This window comes from Niameybacter massiliensis (assembly GCF_001282685.1).
In the GTDB taxonomy this organism is placed as follows: Bacteria; Bacillota; Clostridia; order Lachnospirales; family Cellulosilyticaceae; genus Holtiella; species Holtiella tumoricola.
Genome location: NZ_LN875035.1, coordinates 186,865 through 208,179 on the forward strand (window position 1 = coordinate 186,865; position 21,315 = coordinate 208,179).

Below are 21,315 nucleotides of genomic sequence, written 5' to 3' on the forward strand. Positions count from 1 at the left end.
TTAGTTCTCTCCCTTCTCAAGTAGGCTTTCCCCGTAATGCATAAGGGCATTTTTCACTGTGCGATCATCAAAGTAATGGGCAATCAATGCTTTAAACTTTTCAGTTGGCACATAGTTACGCTCGATTACATTTTTAAGTAAAAGTCCTTGTCCTACTAAAAAGTGTAGGCTTCTTGTGACAAAATAAAATTGTGTTTGGCTTCTTCTAAGGCTTTCTAAATTTTCTTCGCTTTGGTGCAAACTCATTTGCGCTAAGCTCTCCCAGAAGTTTTTAATAGCTGTAAATGAATAGACTTCTTCCTCATCCAATTCTTCTAAACTTAACGCGCCTAAAGTAGCACTTACACGGTCCACGACTTCCGTACTGGTAATATAATCCTTATAAGTGGTATAAGCACTTTCTTTATAAAATAACGTCATCATACTATACATAATGAAATAACAAAGATAGAGTTCTTTATTGGTCTCTAAATTCATAGCTTGTCTAAGCTCTTCATTTTTATAACCAAATAATGTATTTTCTAGACCTGGTGAAACGTAAAGTGCCTTTTTATATTCAATAAGTGTCAAGTTAAAGCTTGAAAGAATGGTATAAACCAATTCTTGTACACCCATATCTGTCATATAAAGCTCATAAAGTGCTGGCTCACTTTGTAAACTTAATGGTTTATTTTGGAGTAACAAGTTGGTCATTTGTAATGCTTGTTGCAACTGTTCTGTATGTGTCATAAACTTACCTCTTTATATAATAATGACAATCTGTCATTTCTAAAGCCCCATCTGTCATATAAGTTCCTCTTTGAACTTCTACAATCAGATTCACCTCTTTAAAAACTGACAAACTTTCTGTCTCTGTAACGATTTTCTTATAAATAGCTTCTACACTAGGAAGCTTGGTTTCTTGTCTGATTATTTGTCTATAGTCAAAACACTTTGTACCACTTTCTTCTCCTTTTGTTTGGGTAAGGATCATCATAAAGCTTGGCAAATCATAGTTTTCTACTACTTGTGAGCCATAACGTGCCTTAAGTGTTTGCAAATAATCTTTAAGACTCATATGCTCATTTTCCATGACTAAGAATAGAAGCTCTCTAAACATCAGTTCATAGTTAAAAATAAGACGGCTTGTAACTTGTTGGTCTAATGTCTCAACTTTAATACTTTCACTATCTTCAGGGTTCACAATTTCACCTTCTGAACTTTTTTCTTCCTTAAGTAAAAAAAGATGGTCAATACGCTCTAGGGCAAATTGCTTAGGTAAATGGATATCAAATAAACTATTGATAGCTGCCGCGAGGCCTCTTGTATCGTCCTTTCTGATAGCATTTTCTAAGAAATGGTGGAAGTTAAAGTTCTCTTTAAAAATAGTTTTACGACGTGCCACAAGCATTTCTTCTGCTTTCTGCCTTAGATCAACAAGGGCATCTAATAGTAGGGCATGTAGCTCAACCGTCTTAGAAAGTTCCATCTGCATATCAATGACAAAACGTTTAAATCTTAAATCTTTTTCACTCATTTGGCTGGCTTCGATTTGTTGCAGATATTCTTTTTCTAAAGTGGACAAATAGCTGAGGGTTTCTTTAAAAAGAGATTGTTCATCTTCTAGACGTTTTCTTACAGATTGTGTGTAGAGCGCATAGCCCTCTGTAAAGCCATAGCTCAGTTCCTCTAAAATTTCTCCTTTACGCTTAGCTTCCTTTTTAATTTCAATATTAATACGTTCTAAAGTGCTAAGCGCACTTCCAAAGTCCTCATGCTCAACTAATTTACGAAGTAAAATAAGCTGAATACTAATTTTACTTTCTTCTCCAAACTCCTTTGTCTGAAGAAGAAAATCAATGCCGACCGTTGTGAGACGATAAAAGTTTTTTTCTAAAAGGGCATCTCTTGTATAACTGATATAACGAAGCTTTGTTTCTTTCATGCGTCTTTCTTCAAGATCATAATAGGTATAACCAAAAGGGGTTCCACCATTTTGAAGTTTATCTAGAACGTAACGGGTAAGATCTGTCATCTCCACTGGGGAATAATCCTCGTTGTAAACGGTGCCAATAACACCCTCTAAATGACCTTGTATTTCTTCAAATCCTACGCCACGGTCCTTTAGATGCCCCTCATAAAGGAGATAAGATAAAACACTAAGGACTAAAACGCCCATGTCTAAATTGGTATATTTATCCGAACGCTTATTAAGCGCATAGAGTTCAGCAAAAGGTATGTATTTTGCAAGATTTTGTTGCCTAATAGGAAGGTCAGCTAAAATCTTTAATCGTTGTTTCTCATTTTCCATAGGTTCTCTTCTTTCTTTACAATATACTGCTTCATAATATCGAACTTTTGTTCTGTGTGTAATCATTGCAAAAGCTCTAGTTCATCTTGCTAACTAGAGCTTTCTATGAAGTAAAAATATCTCTTTCATCTATTATATACTATTTTTCTTGATTTTTAAACTTAAAACCTCTTGATTGCTGTATTGTTTACTGATTGCATAAATGCCTTCTTTAATCTTTTGCATATCTTTGAGCATTTCTATTTTACTTTCTTCTCTAGCCCATTTAGCACTTCTTCCTGCAACTGCCCATGTTGGTGGTGTTTCTACTTCATCATAGTCGTATTGACACTTCACTTGATTAAGTAATGCTTTGATTGGTCCTTCAAGTTCAGGGCACTTTTTCGCCATGACATACAACTTATTCATATCTCTTACACCTTCATCTAGCTTTGCTAAACGTACAGACCATCTACAGTCTGGATAAATTAAAAAGCAATCTCCTGCTTGGAACGAAGCATGTGTTGTATCTTGCAGAGGATTCTCTACCCAAGCATCAAAGGCCCATCTCAAAAAGCCATCTGTACCTAACGAACCTGCATACATAATCGTCCAATAACTTTCTACAGGTATAGACTTTACGAAACTATTTGGGAAGTGTTCCGTTGCTGTATAAAGGGTTGTTTTTCTTCCAAGCTTTTTACGATTCATTACTTCTACTTTGAATGCCTCTACATTCTGACGAATTTCTTCTAATCCTACACTGACATGGCTCAATTGATCCGATACTTTTTTATTACCTACAAAATCATTAAAAGCTGCGACCTTTTTCATACTTTTGCCTTTACTATTTTTCACTTCATCTACTAAATCTAAAGCAACTTCCATTTGATGACGTTCATCAAATCCTATACAAACGTATTCAAACCATCCTTTTGCTTCAATATGCTTTACAAAGTCTTTTAAAAATGGGCGCCATACTGCTTGATAATTTTTAGGATCTCCAACATCTGCAATAAGCACCTTTTGCTCTCCTGAGATCTCATCTTTATACAGGATTTTACTTTCCCATGGCATCATGCTGTAACAAACTACCTGCTGTAGCAGGCCTAATTCTAAGTTAAGAGCTACCCATTTATCAAAATGAGTATAATCAAAGCTAAATGTCCCATCTTTTTTTCTAATCCATTTAATCATTGAAGGGTAATGAATAGGATTTTGGCTATAAGTTTGTCCACCCCAAGCTTCCTCAACGATAGATGCTGTAATAGTCTGTCCCCCTAAAGCTTGATAACACTGCATATGTTCTTTTAACTTTTCAAGATGCGCTTTTGAAAAGGGCTCTAATTGATAATACTCTGCAAGATTATAAGGATGTTGCCAATATTCTACATCAAATAGATAGTGTTCGGGGGTAGGAAGTACCGCTTCTAAAACTTCTAATTGATAGTCAAAGCTTAGTTTATTTTCCTCACAGTGTACTTCTACTCTCCCTTCATAGATTCCAGCGGATACATCCTCTGGTACCTGTATTTCTATCCAAATTGATTGTATACTCAATGCTGGCATGCTACAAACAGTATCCTCCCAAAGAACATCGGGGAACATTTCTCTTGGCCCTGTAGGCATAATCCCTGCTTTATTATAAGCATACCAACCGGCATGTCCAATAAAACCTTTTACTTCCTTAACAAAAAATGTCTTTATGCATGTGCTTGGGATGCATTCGGTTCCTTTAACAAAATCACTGGTACAGATATGTATATCATTTAAAGGCTTGTCTCCACTTAAAAGTACAATCTCTGATAATGCTTTGTCATTTTTCCATGCCCATAAGTAATCCTTATCTTTATGAATCTCCCGTAGAGCCTCATAACTTTCTCTAGAATAATGTAATCCAGACTCTACAATAGTCCCGTTTAATAAGCTTTCTCTCATAATCTCTCCTCATTTGTGAACTTAAATTATTTGCCCTAGTTATTTATTTTTACCTTTTAGCTTCAAAATCCATAAAACTATAGTCAAGATTAGTAATCCCCCTAGTAAGATCCAATCCCAAACGCTTGCAATCAGCGCTGTTGTAGATACGAAGATACTTGTTGGTCCATCTGCACCTCCAATAATCCCAATAGATATACCTGCATCTCCTTTATCTCTTTTCAGAACACCATTTACACCTATCTTTTATTAAATATATATCAACTATAAAAAATAAGCAATTATCTAACTCTTATAAAGTGAAAGCTCTAAATAATTGTATCTTATAAATTTATCATGTTATACTCATCCTATATCGTTCTATTTTACGTATTCAATAAATTAACAAATCATATCACTTATAGGACCTTACAATACTATTTTGAGATTGGAGATTTATGATGATTCATATTATGTTTGTATGTCATGGAAACATCTGTCGTTCACCCATGGCTGAATTTGTTATGAAAGACTTAGTTGAAAAACGTGGTATAGGCCATCTATTCCATATTACTTCTTCTGCTACAAGTCGTGAAGAAATCGGCAATGATACCCATCCTGGCACACGTAAAAAGCTTAAGGAGATGGGTATTCCACTTACAAAAAGAGGCGCTATTCAAATTACATCTGCTGATTATGCAAACTATGATTATATCTTATGTATGGATAGTCACAACCTACGTAATCTAGGACGTATTATCAGCAATGACCCTGATCAGAAAGTACGACGTCTTTTAGACTTTTCCAAAAATCCACGTGATATTGCAGATCCATGGTACACTGGAAACTTTGATATTACCTATAATGATGTGGTTGAAGGCTGTGAAGCTTTACTTCAGACCCTTTTAGAAGATCTACAATACTGAAACCTAATAGGTATCAGTATTGTAGATCTTCGCTTTTTATTCTTTAGTCCAACATTCTAGTTGTTTTCTTGCTTCCCATTCATTATTTAAGTCAGTTACTACTTGTAGCACATCTTCTACTTCTATCTTCATCTTTCCATTTGGAACCATTGTGTTTCCCATACGTTCTACTGTAAGTAGTAAGGAACGTTTTGGCCACTCAATTTCTCGTACCTCTTTGCCACACATCCTAGAACCATGTTTAACTATTGTTGTAAGAATCACCTTCTCCTCATGTTCTTCTTCATCAATACCTAAATCTTGACCTGCCAATTGATTTTCAAGCAATGAATCATAGATAGGTGCACTCTTTAGTCCTTCTGCAACACTATAAGCAATAACAGAAACGACTGTAAGAGGTAAAAAGTTTATAAAGGATCCTGTCATTTCTGCAATAAGTACAATACCTGTAATGGGTGCACGTACTATAGCTGTAAAATACCCGGCCATAGCGACAATGACAAAGTGATAAAAGAGACTAGGATCTACGCCTAAATAAAGAATACATACCTTACCAAATATCCCACCGATAAGGCCTCCAATAATGAGCAAAGGAAAGAAAATGCCTCCAGGTACGCCAGCTCCAAAACAAATAAGAGAAAATAGAAATTTAATTATTACAAGCATAATCATCAGCCATAAGGCTGTGTTCAAATTTAATATTTCAACAATGGCATGGCCACCTCCTAGTACAAGAGGACAAACAATACCTAAAATACCTGCGAGAATAAAAGGAATCATAAATTTTGCATAGCCTTTTAGCCAGGTTACAAGCTTATATTTTTGCTGAATCCATAATAATGTTTGGTTATAAAGTACACCACATGCACCTATTAAGATTCCTAATACTACTAATAAAATGTAGTCCTTTAATGGAAAGATACCTAGATTAAAATTAAAAATAGGCTTAAGACCAAAGACTTGCTTACTTATAAAATCAGCAATAACAGCTGCGCTCATACTTACCAACAAAATAAGGGGTGAAAAGTACTTAAAAATCTCTTCAAATATAAAAAGGACACCTGCAAGTGGTGCATTAAAAGCTGCAGCTAAACCTGCACTTGCACCTCCAGCTATTAGGAATTTTTCTTCTTGGCTAGAAACTTTCGCCTTCTTACTTATTCCTTGTCCCACACATGCACCTAACTGTATTGATGGTCCTTCTCTTCCAACTGATAATCCTCCAGCTGCAGTCAGAGCCCCTCCTATAAACTTCATACATAAGGTTGGTAACCATTTTTGGTTAAAACATCCTTGAAGTAAACCTTTTACCTGTGGGATACCGCTCCCTGATATAGATTTACACTCTTTTACACATCTTGCCACCAGTACACTTAGTACTATCAGTATCAAAAACCATATGCCAATGTTCACAATTCCCTGTTCTTTAATCATCTTTACTATCCAAAATACAAAGTGCTCAGCATACTCTAAGACCAGCCGATAGCAAACGGTAATAACACCTACGCCAAGGCCTACTAATATACTCAAACCTATTAAGGTAGGTTTATTAATTTTTAATGTTTTACTTTGTAGCATCTCTTTACATCTCCTTACACTCTTTTACTATTTTGTTCCACTAATCATATATATAGCGAAGATCTTGATTTCATCACTAAGTTCTTTTTCATTTTTACAATATAAAAGGCTTATCCCCTCTATTTAAGGAAATAAGCCTTTACCTAAACACTACTACGGTCTAGTCATTTCTTCTAAAATACTAATCGAGATAATGGAATATCTTACTACTAAATAACAGATGTTAAATTTAAAGATAAAACATCAAAATTAATAATCTTTAATTTTTATAAACGATTTCCCCATCAATAATGGTATAGAGGGTATCAGTAAAGATTTCCATTGGATTTCCTGAGAATATAGCAATATCAGCATCTTTACCCACTTCTAAACTTCCCATTCTATCTGCTACATTACAAATGATTGCAGCATTAATGGTAATGGCTTTAAGACCTTCTTCTATACCTAACCCTTCCTTTGCCGCAAATCCAGCACATTTACTTAAATACTGAACTGGAATAACAGGATGATCCGTTGTGAGTGCCACAAGTGTACCTGCTTGATGTACAATTCCAGGTGTTTTAAAGGATTTATTTTGTACTTCAATTTTACTTCTACTTGTAAGTGTTGGACCGATAATAGCAGGATAAGTAGAAGATGCTACATATTCTGGAATAAGATGCCCCTCACTACAATGATCTAATGTCATATGTACATCAAATTCTTTACCTATGCGAATAGCAGTTAAAATATCATCACTACGATGGGCATGTGCTTTAAGAGGAATTTCTTTATTAAGTACAGGGAGCCATGCTTCTTGCTTAAAATCAATCTCAAAGTCCTCTCCCTTTGCTACTGCCTTTTCTTTTTTTACTTTATACTGTACAGCTTTTGTAAGTGCTTCACGTAAAAGAGCAGCTGTTGCCATGCGTGTAGATGGCATTTTACCTTTACTGTTATAGACACGTTTTGGATTTTCACCAAAGGCAATTTTCATAGCCGCTGGTGCTTTAACAATGAGATCATCCATACTTTTTCCTTTTGTTTTCATAAAGACAAATTGTCCGCCGACTACATTGGCACTTCCTGGGCCTGTCATAACAGAAGTTACACCTCCAGCTACGGCATCATCAAAAGCTGTATCCATTGGATTAATCGCATCAATTGCTCTAAGTTGTGGTGTAATTGGATCTGTCATTTCATTGGTGTCGTTCCCTTCAAATCCTTTATCTTCTTCCATAATACCTATATGACAATGGGCTTCTATAATCCCTGGCATAACCCATCCACCTTTTGCATCAATAACTTCCATTTCATTTGTTGGTTCAATAGCTTGAGCAACTTCTTTGATTTTTCCATTTTCAATCAGAACACACCCTTTTTCATAAGTTGTCCCTGCCATTGTAAGTATCTTACCATTTTTAATTAATAACATATTTAATCTCCTTATAAGCTATTTATAATGTATTATAATAAAATCAACATCAGTTCAATTATTATTGTATCATATATTATTTTATTAATTATTATTTTATATAAAAAGCTCTAACTTATTATCTTGTTAGTAATAAGTTAGAGCTTTAGTCTCATCATTAATCAATAAATGTCAGAACTTCTTCTAATGGTTTACGAGGTGGCTGAGCTGGTGTATGATCTGCAGCTTCTCCTAAAGCGACCATCGCCATAAGTTCATACCCTTCTTTTTCAAAGTTAATCAATGCTTCAATTTCTGATTTTGCATGAGTTGGTCCTGTCATATAGCAACTTCCATAACCTAGTTTGGTGGCTGCAAGGAGCATATTCTCTACTGCTGCACCTATTCCTTGTGCACCTGATTGTGGTGATTGCAACATTTCAAGCACATTTGCTGGTGCATCATTTTCTTGTAAAATTTTGTATTCAATCATATTATAAGGACAACCATAAACCAAAATTACAACGGGTGCATCCTTAAAACAGGTATAGTAATTAATAACACTCATATGTCTTTTGAAATCTTTTTCATTTTTAGCCAGTTGTCCAATGCGTTCATGACTTGCACGAACAATCTCTGCCATTTGTGTAATAAGTTCTTTATTTTGAAGTACAACAAAATGCCAATTTTGTTGATGCTTTGGTGACGGTGCATAAGTTCCTGCTTTTACAATTTCTGTAATAACCTCTTTTGGAATAGGTGTATCTTTAAATAAACGTACACTTTTACGGTTGTAAATAAAGTCTAATGGATTCATTGGTTTCTCCTTTGTCATCATTCTTTTAAAGTTATTATATACCAACTCTCTTCTATGTACTATATAGTATTCATCATATCTTATATTTTAAAGAGGTTGTATTCTTGATTAAATGCAACCTCTTCTACCTACATACTATTTATTAAGATATGCTGCGATTGCTTCTACATCTTTATCTCCACGTCCTGATACTGTTACGATGATACTTTCATCCATCTTACAAGTTGGTGCATATTTAAGTGCATAAGCTAGAGCATGTGAACTTTCGATTGCTGGTAGTATCCCTTCATACTTACAAAGCTTTAATAAGGCCTCTACTGCTTCATCATCTGTAATTGAGACGTACGTTGCTCTGCCTATTTCATTTAAGTAGGCATGTTCTGGCCCTACACCTGGATAATCAAGTCCTGGTGAAATAGAATAAACTGGTGCAACTTCTTTGTTTTCGTCTAAAACACAAAGGGTTTTCATACCGTGTAAAATTGTTTTTTCTCCTTTAGTGATGGTTGCAGCATGCATAGGTGTATCTAAACCTTTTCCAGCTGCTTCTACGCCAATAAGTGCAACTTCTGGGTCATCTATATAGGCTGCAAATGACCCTATTGCATTGCTTCCTCCACCTACACAAGCAATAATAGCACAAGGTAATTGACCTTCTTTATCTAAAATTTGTCTTCTAGACTCTTCACTAATTACTTGCTGAAAATGCTTAACGATAGTTGGATAGGGATGAGGACCTACTGCTGATCCCAATACATAAAAAGTCTCTTCTGAAGCATTTACCCATGCACATATGGCCTCATCTACTGCCTCTTTTAAAGTCTGTGTACCTGAGGTTGCTGGTACAACTTTGGCTCCTAACATCTCCATACGAAATACATTGAGTGCTTGCCTTTTCATATCTTCTTTACCCATATAGACTGTACATTCCATCCCCATTAGTGCAGCGACTGTTGCTGTTGCCACACCATGTTGGCCAGCACCTGTTTCTGCAATCACTTTCTTTTTACCCATGCGTTTTGCTAAAAGCATTTGTCCGAGTACATTATTGATTTTGTGAGCACCTGTATGATTTAGATCTTCTCTTTTTAAATAGATCTTTGCACCCCCACAGGCTTTAGTAAGATTTTCAGCATAATATAAAGGTGATTCTCTACCTACATAATCATGGAGATAGTAATTAAGTTCTGCTTTAAATGCCTCATCATCTTTATACTTTACAAATGCCTGCTCTAATTCTTTTAATGCGTTAAGTTGTGCCTCAGGTACATACGCTCCACCAAAATTACCAAATACATCTTTTAACATAATAAATCCCTCCATTTTTTTAATGATTAAATCAGAGTGATCTATGAACAGTTGGGTAAACTTATTTTGGGCCAAAAAAAAATTATATCCTCCTCACAATGGGACGATATAACTTCGTGGTGCCACCCAAATTATAAACCTAGAGACCTTCTCCAAGCTTATCTTACTTTAGATACGGTACATAAAAGTACGATATCCTGCTCTTATAACGTAGAGCTAACGGCTCTGGCTACTCTCATTTCACCATGCATCTCCCAAACCCATTCCTTATATTCTCCCGTATCGACTCCCAGCAACGCCGACTCTCTGTGACATTTAAATATAAGTACTCTTTTTGTTCCTAGATTTTGAATTCGATTTAATTAATGATATACTATGAAAAAATTTTAATTTTGTCAATAACTTTTTGAAAAATTTAATAAATTTATTTATCTTTTCTAACTCTTATTTAACCTTTAGATCTATTATTTTATCTTATAGTATTAATTATTTTATATTATTCAGAAATATATTGCATTTCATTTCAATTGTTGTATAATCATATATATCTTCATATTCGTATATGATGATTTGTCCAGAAAAAGACGCTGTATAGCCAAAGGGCTATCCGGCGTCTTTTTCAAGTTTCTCATTTTATTTCATATATTTTTTAAGAAGTAACGTGCTTTCCCTTTTGTTTTTTCACCATACTGAATAGCCTCTTTTGGACAATGGTTAATACAACTTAAACATTGGGTACATGCCTTATCCCAAACAGGCTTGTTTTCTACTAGCTTTATAGAATGTAATGGACAAGATCTAACGCATACACCACACCCTATACAGCTTTCTTCAACATGAAATGGTTTGGTACTGATTGCATATTTTTGAAACATAGGTGCCGCAATGACTGACTTTATACCACCCAACCATCCTTTTGCCACCTTCCATACTTTTTCCTTAGCCTTTACTTCATCACAAATGTTCTCTATTTGAATCTTAGCAGCTTTTATTTTCTTGTCTATCGTTTCTGGTGTGTCTACATTTGTTCCAATGATATAATTATTAGGCATACTCACTGAATAGCCACTTTGTATTCCTATTTCTTTTGCAAGCTTTTTCATGGCTGTTCCTGCTTCACTTTCACATGTCCCTACCATAAATTTAAAAGTATCCTTACCATAGTTTATATGCTTTATAAATTCCGCCATAATTTTGGGTGGTGCCCATGCATGAATGGGGAAAATAAACCCTACAGTTTCTCCATCTCCCACTTCAATAATCGTTTGTTTCTCCAATGATGTAATAGCAATTGCTTCTGTCTGTAATCTAACTGCTAATTCCTTAGCTACCCATTCTGAATTACCTGTTCCTGAAAAATAATAAATCATTTTACCCTCCCAATAGACATGATCTATCTAATCGATTTTATTATCCTTAGGCTATCATGATTAAATATTGAATACAACCCTTACATTTAAAATGTTTAATCCGCTATAAAAAAGTCCGCTATACTTTATTGTATAGCGGACTTGTATCACCCTTTAATCCCTGCATGTGCAACGCCTTCTATAAATTGTTTTTGGAAAACAAAGAATAAGACAATCATTGGAATAACAGCCATGACTGATCCTGCCATTTGTGCTGGGAAATCATTAGTATACTGACCTGATAATGAAGCTAACGCTGGGCCTAATGTCATCTTCTTTGGTGATGTATTGACAATAAGTGGCCACATGAAATCATTCCATGCAAACTTCGCTGTGAAGATAACAAGGGCTACAATACCTGATTTTACAAGTGGTAGCATAATCTTATAGAAAATTTGCCACCTATTACACCCATCTAGTATGGCTGCTTCTTCTAATTCATCAGGTAGCGACATGAAGAACTGCCTCAACAAGAATGTCCCAAAGGCACTAAATAAATTGGGCAAAAATAAAGCCACTGTGGTATTAAGTAAGCCCATTTTTTGTACAATCATATATTGAGGTACTAAGAAAATTTGACCTGGTACCATTAATACAGATAGTACAAGAATAAAAATAAGATCACGGCCCGGAAACTTAATTCTAGCAAACCCATAGGCTGCCATTGAGCAGATTGCAACTTGACCTACAACCGTAATAACAGTTGAGATCAAGGTATTCAGATAAACGCTACCAAAAGGAATAGCTTTAATAGTTGATGTATAAGCATCTACATTAAAATGTTGTGGGAAAATGGTTGGCGGTATTTGCACAGCCTCCCCATTTGTTTTAAATGAAGTAAGTACCATCCATATAAAAGGGAAGATGGTTATACCTAATCCAAGAATTAAAAGCAAATGCACAAAAAAGTGACTTATTTTCTTATCTTTACTCATAACTTCTCCCCTCCTTAATCATAATTAACCCATTTTTTCTGAAGCTTCACTTGAATAACCGTAATAATCATAATAATTGTGAAGATAAACATGGCAACAGCGGAAGCATAACCTTTTTGCCCATAATCAAAAGCATTACGATAGAATAGCATAACCAGTGATTGAGTCGATTCGAAAGCTAAACTACTCTTTCCAATCATCATATAAATCGTATCAAATACTTGGAATCCACTAATTAATCCTGTAATAAGAACAAAAAAGATTGTTGGTGTTAAGAGTGGTACAGTAATTTTAAAGAATTTCCTAAAGGCCCCTGCTCCATCTATAGAAGCTGCTTCATAGTAGGTATCAGGTATGCCTTGCATCCCTGCTAATAAAATAATCATATTATAACCAATCATGCTCCAAATCCCTACAATCATAACCATATAAAGTGCATAATCTGGAGAGGACAACCAATTTTGTCCTTCTATACCCAATACGCCAAGAATCTGGTTGAGTACCCCATAATTACCGTTATAAATCCATTTCCATACCATGGCAATAGCCGCTGGCATTGTAACAGCTGGTAAGAAGTATAAGGTTCTATAAATAGATGTTCCTTTAATCTTAGTATTTAATAAGGCTGCAATGATTAACGACAATGCAATACCAATAGGTACTGTAATAATTACATAACGTAATGTATTCCATGTTGCTTGCCAAAGCTCTGGTGCGCCAAATAACTTCTTATAGTTTTCTAGCCCCACAAAAGTTGCTTGGTTAAAATTATTAATGTTTGTAAAACTATAAAAGAAACTCTTAATAAAAGGATAGATGTAGAATACACCAAGACCTATAACTAAAGGGGCTATAAATAAATAGCCCCATATATAATCTACATTGAACTTTTTAGAGGGTCTTTTATAGACACACTGTGTCTGTTGTACTTCGGTGACCTTCATAACATCCCCCCTATTTGTTCATTTCTGCCAGTGCAGCATCACTTTCTTCTGCAATTTTACTACATGCATCTTCTAAACTCATTTCATTACTAAATGCTAACTTAAGGTATTTTGCTTCAATATCAAAAAGTTGACTTGAAACTTTACAACATGGCAACGCTGTTGCAATGCCTGCTTGATTTGTATAAGCTTTCAAGTTAAGATCAGGATTTGTTTGGGCAAAATATTGTTGTGCATCATTTCTTGCAGAAATAACAACACCTGACTCTCCTTGGATTTTCATAGCCTCTTCTCCACCTAACCAAAGTGCAAATTTAGAAGCTTCATCTTTTTGTTTGCTATTTGCATAAACACTATAACCTAGACCATTAATGACATTCCCTTGATTTCCTTCAAAAGTTGGTGCTTCTACTAAGTCAATTTTACCTTTAACCACATCATTTTGAACGTATTCAGGTGTCATATAAGAACCTGCCCAAATCATCGCAAGTTTCCCTGATTCAAACATGGCATCTGCACTTGTATCTGTTGTTTCTGCTAATGTAGGTGAAATCCCTTCATTAATGAGGTCAATCCAGCATTGAATCCCTTTTTGTGTATTGGAATCATTATATCCTGTTGCTGTTTTATCAGCATTTAAAATACTACCATTGGCAGCAAAAATAGTATTGTAATAGCAAGTTTGGAAATCTAATGGTGCTGCAATACCATAAATACCTTTAGATTGATCTGTTAATTGTTTTGCTGTTTCAACCATGTCCTCCCAAGTCCAATCATCTGTTGGGTAAGCCACACCGGCATTATCAAAAATTTCTTTGTTATACCATACTGCATTGGTATCAAAATCTTTTGGAACAGCATATTGTTTGTCTTCAACATTGTAAAGTGATACCAGTGATTCTGGGAACTGACTTAAATCAAAACTATTACTTGTTATGTATTCATCTAATGGGAGAAGCATCTCACCATCCACATAACTTTCTACATGTAACCCATTCATCCAAAATACATCTGGTGCTGTGCCCCCGGTCATAGAAGCTTCTAGTTTAGTCCAGTATTCCCCACCTTTATATGGTGTAAGTTGAATTTCTATACTTACATTAGGATTTTGTGCGGTATAAGCATCACATAAAGCTTGCATAGTAGGCTGTTGATTTTTATCCCAGATACCAAAAGTTAATTGTACTTTTCCACTTTTGTCCCCTTGGCTTTGACATCCTGCTAGGCAAGACGCTGTAACCATCGTCATCATCAATACTGCTACCGCTTTTTTTAACATTTTACTCACATACATCATCCCCTCATTTTATACGCTTATGCGTTTCTTATATTTTCTAACGGAATACATGTACCGCCTTCTACTCGAGATTTCTCTGCTGCTAATGCAATATAATGACTTTCTACAGAGTTTTCTAATGATGTGATTGCTTTTGTTGGTTCTCTGTCTTCTAGAATCATATCTACAAATTCCTCAACAAGTCTTATATCTCCACCACCATGCCCAGATAAATTCTGAGCTAACTTAGAAATATCGATTACTTCTGGTTGTTTGCCAAATACTTTAATTTCTAAGGTGTTGGCTTTCATATCTGCCACGATTTCACCCATTGTACCCATAATTTTTGCATAGCGGGAATTATCATTTGTAAAGCCACTCATTGTAAAGCTCATTGTAGAACCATCTGTCATCTCTAAATTTACAACTTGATGATCTACTACGTTATTGTTACAGTAATAAACACATTGACCATAAGGTCCTGTTTTGATGGCTTCTGTAATCGTTTCAAGGGTTGGGTGAAGCGCTAATACTTCTAATGGCCATCCTGTGTGCCCACTCTTAATGCCCATTCTTTCGTGTTCTATGTAGAATTTTTCTGCATCATAAGGACAATTTTCTTTTGCTAAGCAACCATCCATACAACGTTTTGCTGCACCCTCTGGAGCATTTTCACTTTTGAAAAGATAGGTACTTCCAAAAGAACTCACACTTTTGCAGGTTTTATTTGTAAGCCATAAGTATAAGTCCATATCATGGCAACACTTTTGTAAAATCATTGGACTTGTTTCATCTGAATTGCACCAATTTCCTCTAACAAAGCTATGTGCTTGATGCCAATACCCTACATTTTCAATACCCATTACAGTGACTACATCACCTATTGTGCCTGCATCTAACACTTCTTTTAACTTGGTATAGAAAGGTGTATAGCGAAGTACATGACATACAACAACTTTACGTTTACATTCATTGGCTACTTTTACAAGCTCACGACATTCATCTAAATCAGGAGATACTGGTTTTTCAAGTAAAAGGTGATACCCTTTTCTTAAAGCTGGAATAGCATGCCCCACATGCTGTCTATCTTGTGTTGTAATAAACATCACATCTGCAAGTTGATCTTGTTCAAGCATCTCCTCAACACTGCTATAACATTTATCTCTTGGTACATCATAAGTTTTTGCAACTTCTTCTACTTTGTCTGGGTCCCAGTCTGCAATTGCTACAATTTCCATCTTATCTTTAAATTTTAAAGCTGCTGGCGCATAAGCATCCTTCCCACGATTCCCTAGTCCTGCTAATGCTACTGTTAATTTTTTAGCCATATTATTCCTCCTGATAGCAATCTAATTTTAATATTCTAACTTTTTTACTTTTTTGTATATAGATAGTATAATGATATTTAAACAAAGTTGTATAATCATTTATCCGACTAATTTGTATTTTTATCCGAATCTAGTCTTTACACAACCTACAATAGGAGGGATGACCCATGACTTATATTAGTACTAAACTTCGTTCTAGCGTGCAAGTTAGCCATATTATTACGATTCACTACTTTGAATATATGAAAGACTTCTATTTTGCTGGAGAGGTTCACAACTTTTGGGAGTTTCTATGTGTAGACAAGGGTGAAGTTGAAGTTCAAGCAGATGACAAAATGCATCATCTTAAACAAGGAGATATTATTTTTCATAAACCAATGGAATTTCACGCAATTAAATCTATTGGTCACTCAGCTCCTAATCTTATTGCCATCTCGTTTAAATCATCTTCACCTATTATGGATTGCTTACAAAACAAACATCTTACACTAGGTAGTAATGATAAAAAGCTTATTTCTAAAATTATCAGCGAAGCAAGTCAAGCTTTTTCTACACCCCTTAATGTACCGGCTGTTGAACAAATTACACGTGCAAAAGAGGTAGATTTTGGTGCTGAACAACTTATCAAAATCCACCTAGAAGAACTTCTTATTGGATTTATTCGAAGAATCCTAACGACACCATCTGACTATTCTCCTGTAAACCCTATGGTTACAAAAGAGCATACTTTTGAACATATTTGTCACTATTTAGAAAAACATATTTGCGATCGCTTAAGTGTACCGATCATTTGTAACGATAATCTCATTAGTAAATCTTGTTTACAAGAGCTCTTTCATTCCAAAGTAAATATTGGTGTTATGGAGTATTTTAATCGTCATAAAATCGATTTAGCTAAACAGCTTATTCGTGAGAACGAGAAAAACCTCTCTCAAATTGCAGACTATCTTTCCTATAGTTCCCTAGCACACTTTTCTAAGCAATTCAAAAGGTTTACTGGAATGTCCCCTACTGAATATGGCTCCTCTATCAAGCTACTCTCTGAGAATGTAAACCAGGGAGATAAAGACATTTTACGTTAAAATATCCTACATATTAAAAAGAAAGAGACGTTAACTTCTAAAGGTAACGTCTCTTTCTTTTTTCTTTTTAATCATTCAATCTAATTAATAATTGTAACAAGTACTTTACTTTGTTTTTTTGCAATCACATTATGTTCAATGCTCGCATCAAATCCAAAGACATCTCCTACTTTAAGTTGATGGACCTGTCCATTTACAAATGACATCTCCACTTCCCCGCTTATAACTTGAATAGCTGCAAGTCCCTGGTGTGTATGGTTAGGCAAGCCTTTTCCAGCTTCAAATACAAAACAAATCATACGATATTTATCATTTTTTATAAGTATTTGTTTTTCTAAAACTTCTGCTAAACTCCCTCTATTAGCTTCATTTATCTTTTTAACTCTAGCTGTTTTAATGGTTCTTTCACTCATTTTATACTCCTCCTATTTACTTATTTTATAAGTGTATTCATCTACAACTTGAAATCTTTCTTTACCTGTTTCTACAAATCCTTTTAGCCATGCTTCACGTAATGCATAGTAACAGGACACCTCTCCCGCTTCTGCTTCCCAATACGCTTTATGGACACATTGATTTCTTTGCCATACAATGGCCTCTTCTGTAGCTTCTAATACTTCATTAACATGATCACATGGCATACCATCAATCAAACTATCTTGAATCTCTTGATAGAGCGCTTTAAGTGCTAATCCTTCACCCATTTTTTTGCGTTTTGCTTGTCCTTGGTCCTCGAAAGCCTCTTTTAAAGTCTCCATGGCATCTGGTATTTGCTTAATAAGCTCTGTTACGCAATATGCAAATTGATATTCTGTAACAGAAAGTTGGCTTTGTAGCCATCCATGGATTTGTGTTGTATCGATAATATCTTCTAAATCACCTTGGGCGATTTGTCCATATTTTGTATAACAGCTACTTGCTAAATCAATATGCCATTTCGTTTGTGCTGTATCTATAACTGTTTTAACAAATCCTTCTTGTATTTGAATTTTATTATATAACCAATAATGAATTGGACCTAAAAATTTACTCATTGTATGCTCCTTATTGAACTTGATTTATATTATCTGTTTGGATGTATTTAGTATATCTGATTTTCTATTTGAGCGACGTTGCCAGAGCAACAAAATGATAAAGGAGGCCACTCTTATCAAAAAGAATAGCCTCCTTTATCACTTTGTCAAATTTTCAATTTCGCTAAGTAATACTTGTGCATTCATATCATTAGATACATGAATACGCTTAATATCTAATGATGTTGTTCTACTACCAGCTTCTTGAGATTGCTCTACAAGATTGGTAACTTGTAAATCTACACCACATGCCTTAACCCATTTCTGAGTTTGAACTGTATGGAGAAATTGAGGATATGCCAATACTTTAACATCTCTTTTACCTAAATGCTTTTCAATATCTGCAAAAGATTTCTGAACTTCGTAATACACTTCAGTTTCACTTGCATTATTCAGCAGCGTATGTCCATGAGTATGACTTTGAATATCAATCAAACCACTTTGTTCCATTTCTTTTGCCTGTTCCCATGTAAAATGCTCATATTGTGTCTTCATTCCTACATATTGAGTCGTTATAAAAAAGGTAGCTGGTACCTCATATTGTTTTAAAATAGGGTATGCCTTCTCGTAATTATCAAGATATCCATCGTCTGCTGTAATAATAAAGGGCTTATTAGGCAGACCTAACCGCCCTTCTAAATAGGCTTGAAGTTGTTTGAAATGAATAGGCGTATATCCTGCATTCAATAAAGCTTTAATCTGTTCTTCAAATAAAGTTTTGCTAACACCTATACTTATCTCTTCTTTTGTAATACCTATTTGATCCTTAATCTGATGATACATGAGAACTGGAATATATTTTTGCTGATATGTAGGTTGCTGATTGATGGAATAATCCTTTGATTTTCTTTGAGCACGTTCATTATAAGCAATAGCCATCTTATTATTCACATAGAATTGTGTTACGCCATAATAGGCCTTATCTCTTACCTTTACTACAACTTTAATTTCATTAATACCTTGATGAAAAAGACTAGGGTCCATTCGTTTGATAGAGGGTACTCTAAAACTTTGGCCTGCTGCACTTCCATTCACTTTAAATTCTACATATTCTATTGTTCCCTCAGATATATTCGGTTTTACTAAAAGGGTTAATTGCCCATTCGTTAGCTCCGCCTTTGCTGTTTCTCCATCTAGCTTTAGTGGTATATTTATGTTTTCTTGATTTTGATTTGTAACTTGGTAAATTTCCATATCCATCTTTTCACTTATTTTAGCGCCATATACATTTATATTAATAAAGATGAATAATATAATCCACCAATATTTTTTCATAGAGTTCCCCCTTAGCTGAAAGTCTTACTTTTTATTTTATTTTAGAATTACAAATATAGACCTTTAAATAATGTATGGAGTAAAATTATATAAAAAAGAAGCTATTACTCTAATGTAATAACTTCTTTTAGGAACCACTCGATTCCATATCCTTTAACCTTGTTGGTCAAATAAAAGTCCTTCTCGTTGGCTAGCCTTTACATCTAATTGTACACAACCTGTTTTACATCCCGCTTGTTCTGCTTCTTCTTTGGCCTTTTCTATTGCTGCCATCTGAATGCGAACTTGAACCTCTGATAAAAATCCCTTTTGAGCCATTCCAACCACTGTCCCCATTGCTGCAGATAAAATGTTTTGTCTTGCACTTTCGGTTTTAGCATGTTGTAAACGTTTTTTGAGTTGTTCACCTTCTTCTTTTGCACGATTTGCCTCACGCTTAAGATCAGGATAGCTTTCATTAATAAATTGTTCTTCTTCTGGTGTTAGACTTTCACCTTTAGCAATTTTGATAGCAATTGCTTCTGCACGTCCCATCTCCATATAAACTTCAGCATAAAAAGCTTGTGACTGAGCAACTTCATAATGATTTAATTTCTTATATTCTTCTTCTGATAATGTTTCAACCTTCATACCGCTTGCTAACTTTTTTTGAATAGAAAGAATCTCTTCACTAGGTTGCATACCATAGTACTTTTTACTTGAATGAGCTTGTTGAAATAGATTAGGATAAATTGTTTGAATCATTATTATAACCTCCAATAAAATTTATGCTGTTATAAATTTTATCGACATTTTTTACTTCTTCAAAATAGTTCTTTATCGTTTCTCTTTTAAAAGATTGTCTAACTGCTGTAAGAAATCTATAATTTCACACATTACAATTGACTTTTTACTAATTTTAGATTTTAAATTTTTAAGCTTATCACCAAATGTTTGTACCAAGTCTGTTATAGAATGTACCCCTTGGACCGCACCATTAAGATTCTTTCTTGTCCACTCTATTCCACTTAGAATCTGATTGGTAAAGTTTTTTACATCATTAGCACTATGAGTCATTTGTTGAAAATTCTCTTGTACTGTTTGAGCTGTTTTTACATTCTCTTGAATGGCAGATTTAGATGACTCAATTTCTTGACGTAATGTTTCAATACTCTTATTAATCGATCGAATACTCTCATCAATCCCTTTTGCAAGTTCTGTTGTGGAATTAGAGAGTTCTCTTACTTGGTCTGCAACTACTGCAAAACCTCTGCCAGCATCGCCTGCACGTGCGGCCTCAATAGATGCATTCAGAGCTAAAAGATTTGTGCTTGATGCAATGCCTGTAATATTACTAGACATTTGTCCGATTTGGACACAATTTTGTTCTAATGTTGTAAAGGCACCTGATATAGCATCCAATTGATGGCATGTTCCTTGAATTTGCTGTGCCAAGTCATTCATTTTTAAGTCAGCCTCATAAACAGTCTGCCCAGATTGTTCCATTACGCTATCTATTTGATTGGCTGTATGGTGAAACGCTGTAAAATCAGTATTCAATTGTTCAATCATCTGATTAATACGGCTAATTTCCACAAAGGTCTCTGCAATATCTTCTATAGCTTGTGTTACTTCTACCTCTTCATCCATATATGCTTCTATTTTCTTTTCTATATGATGTACACCATACCTTAAATGAGGCGTATGATCCTCTTTTTCATATACAACCTTCTCATCTATAGATGTAGGTATTGCTTGTGTATCTAATTGTCTCTTTTTTAATCTTAGCCACTTCATGATTCTCTC

19 protein-coding genes and 1 other annotated feature are annotated in these 21,315 nt (G+C 34.8%); of the genes, 2 read left to right on the forward strand and 17 right to left on the reverse strand.

What is annotated here, in order from left to right; all coding sequences use genetic code 11:
* From BN2390_RS06490 to BN2390_RS06500, 3 genes are all read right to left on the reverse strand, one after another.
* Positions 1 to 729 (reverse strand): DUF6063 family protein, encoded by a 729-nt coding sequence (locus tag BN2390_RS06490; protein ID WP_053983545.1) that lies wholly within the window; start codon positions 727 to 729, stop codon positions 1 to 3.
* 4 nt (positions 730 to 733) lie between these two features.
* The gene (locus BN2390_RS06495) at positions 734 to 2,356 is read right to left on the reverse strand and encodes a hypothetical protein (RefSeq protein WP_053983546.1); all 1,623 of its coding nucleotides are present in this window, start codon (positions 2,354 to 2,356) and stop codon (positions 734 to 736) included.
* Positions 2,357 to 2,422: 66 nt separating this feature from the next.
* Positions 2,423 to 4,207, reverse strand: coding sequence for a DUF4091 domain-containing protein (locus tag BN2390_RS06500; protein ID WP_053983547.1), 1,785 nt, complete (start codon positions 4,205 to 4,207; stop codon positions 2,423 to 2,425).
* Positions 4,208 to 4,647: 440 nt separating this feature from the next.
* On the opposite strand from BN2390_RS06500, the gene BN2390_RS06505 reads away from it, so the two are divergent.
* Positions 4,648 to 5,112 carry a low molecular weight protein-tyrosine-phosphatase gene (locus tag BN2390_RS06505; RefSeq protein WP_053983548.1) on the forward strand — a complete coding sequence of 155 codons (465 nt, stop codon included), beginning with the start codon at positions 4,648 to 4,650 and terminating at the stop codon, positions 5,110 to 5,112.
* 36 nt (positions 5,113 to 5,148) lie between these two features.
* On the opposite strand, the gene BN2390_RS06510 is transcribed toward BN2390_RS06505, so the two are convergent.
* The 9 genes from BN2390_RS06510 to BN2390_RS06550 form a co-directional block, all read right to left on the reverse strand.
* On the reverse strand, positions 5,149 to 6,690 hold the full coding sequence (locus BN2390_RS06510; protein ID WP_053983549.1) for a ClC family H(+)/Cl(-) exchange transporter: 1,542 nt from the start codon (positions 6,688 to 6,690) through the stop codon (positions 5,149 to 5,151).
* A 259-nt stretch (positions 6,691 to 6,949) separates the two neighbouring features.
* A complete protein-coding gene (locus tag BN2390_RS06515; protein WP_053983550.1) occupies positions 6,950 to 8,104 on the reverse strand; it encodes an amidohydrolase in 1,155 nt (384 codons plus the stop codon).
* Between the two features lie 157 nt (positions 8,105 to 8,261).
* Positions 8,262 to 8,900, reverse strand: coding sequence for a nitroreductase family protein (locus tag BN2390_RS06520; protein WP_053983551.1), 639 nt, complete (start codon positions 8,898 to 8,900; stop codon positions 8,262 to 8,264).
* A 135-nt stretch (positions 8,901 to 9,035) separates the two neighbouring features.
* Entirely contained in the window at positions 9,036 to 10,208 is a 1,173-nt protein-coding gene (gene trpB / locus BN2390_RS06525) for a tryptophan synthase subunit beta (protein ID WP_053983552.1), read from the reverse strand.
* 96 nt (positions 10,209 to 10,304) lie between these two features.
* Positions 10,305 to 10,559 (reverse strand) — a binding site (T-box leader).
* Positions 10,560 to 10,846: 287 nt separating this feature from the next.
* Positions 10,847 to 11,578, reverse strand: a complete 732-nt coding sequence (locus BN2390_RS06530) for an EFR1 family ferrodoxin (RefSeq protein ID WP_053983553.1) — start codon at positions 11,576 to 11,578, stop codon at positions 10,847 to 10,849.
* A 146-nt stretch (positions 11,579 to 11,724) separates the two neighbouring features.
* Positions 11,725 to 12,552, reverse strand: coding sequence for a carbohydrate ABC transporter permease (locus tag BN2390_RS06535; RefSeq protein ID WP_053983554.1), 828 nt, complete (start codon positions 12,550 to 12,552; stop codon positions 11,725 to 11,727).
* 14 nt (positions 12,553 to 12,566) lie between these two features.
* Complete coding sequence (locus tag BN2390_RS06540; RefSeq protein WP_053983555.1) at positions 12,567 to 13,496, reverse strand: carbohydrate ABC transporter permease; 930 nt, start codon at positions 13,494 to 13,496, stop codon at positions 12,567 to 12,569.
* A 10-nt stretch (positions 13,497 to 13,506) separates the two neighbouring features.
* The gene (locus BN2390_RS06545; RefSeq protein WP_154668790.1) at positions 13,507 to 14,790 is read right to left on the reverse strand and encodes an ABC transporter substrate-binding protein; all 1,284 of its coding nucleotides are present in this window, start codon (positions 14,788 to 14,790) and stop codon (positions 13,507 to 13,509) included.
* A gap of 20 nt (positions 14,791 to 14,810) precedes the next feature.
* A complete protein-coding gene (locus BN2390_RS06550; RefSeq protein WP_053983557.1) occupies positions 14,811 to 16,100 on the reverse strand; it encodes a Gfo/Idh/MocA family protein in 1,290 nt (429 codons plus the stop codon).
* 167 nt (positions 16,101 to 16,267) lie between these two features.
* On the opposite strand from BN2390_RS06550, the gene BN2390_RS06555 reads away from it, so the two are divergent.
* Positions 16,268 to 17,182 (forward strand): AraC family transcriptional regulator, encoded by a 915-nt coding sequence (locus BN2390_RS06555; RefSeq protein ID WP_053983558.1) that lies wholly within the window; start codon positions 16,268 to 16,270, stop codon positions 17,180 to 17,182.
* A gap of 80 nt (positions 17,183 to 17,262) precedes the next feature.
* Here BN2390_RS06555 and BN2390_RS06560 read toward each other — a convergent pair whose 3' ends face one another.
* From BN2390_RS06560 to BN2390_RS06580, 5 genes are all read right to left on the reverse strand, one after another.
* The gene (locus BN2390_RS06560; RefSeq protein ID WP_082238642.1) at positions 17,263 to 17,595 is read right to left on the reverse strand and encodes a cupin domain-containing protein; all 333 of its coding nucleotides are present in this window, start codon (positions 17,593 to 17,595) and stop codon (positions 17,263 to 17,265) included.
* Positions 17,596 to 17,607: 12 nt separating this feature from the next.
* Positions 17,608 to 18,216: a hypothetical protein gene (locus BN2390_RS06565; protein ID WP_053983559.1), complete on the reverse strand. Its 609-nt coding sequence runs from the start codon at positions 18,214 to 18,216 to the stop codon at positions 17,608 to 17,610.
* Between the two features lie 138 nt (positions 18,217 to 18,354).
* Positions 18,355 to 19,530 (reverse strand): polysaccharide deacetylase family protein, encoded by a 1,176-nt coding sequence (locus BN2390_RS06570; protein WP_053983560.1) that lies wholly within the window; start codon positions 19,528 to 19,530, stop codon positions 18,355 to 18,357.
* 153 nt (positions 19,531 to 19,683) lie between these two features.
* Positions 19,684 to 20,274, reverse strand: a complete 591-nt coding sequence (locus BN2390_RS06575) for a hypothetical protein (RefSeq protein ID WP_053983561.1) — start codon at positions 20,272 to 20,274, stop codon at positions 19,684 to 19,686.
* 72 nt (positions 20,275 to 20,346) lie between these two features.
* Positions 20,347 to 21,306 carry a methyl-accepting chemotaxis protein gene (locus tag BN2390_RS06580; RefSeq protein ID WP_053983562.1) on the reverse strand — a complete coding sequence of 320 codons (960 nt, stop codon included), beginning with the start codon at positions 21,304 to 21,306 and terminating at the stop codon, positions 20,347 to 20,349.
* Positions 21,307 to 21,315: the final 9 nt, after the last annotated feature.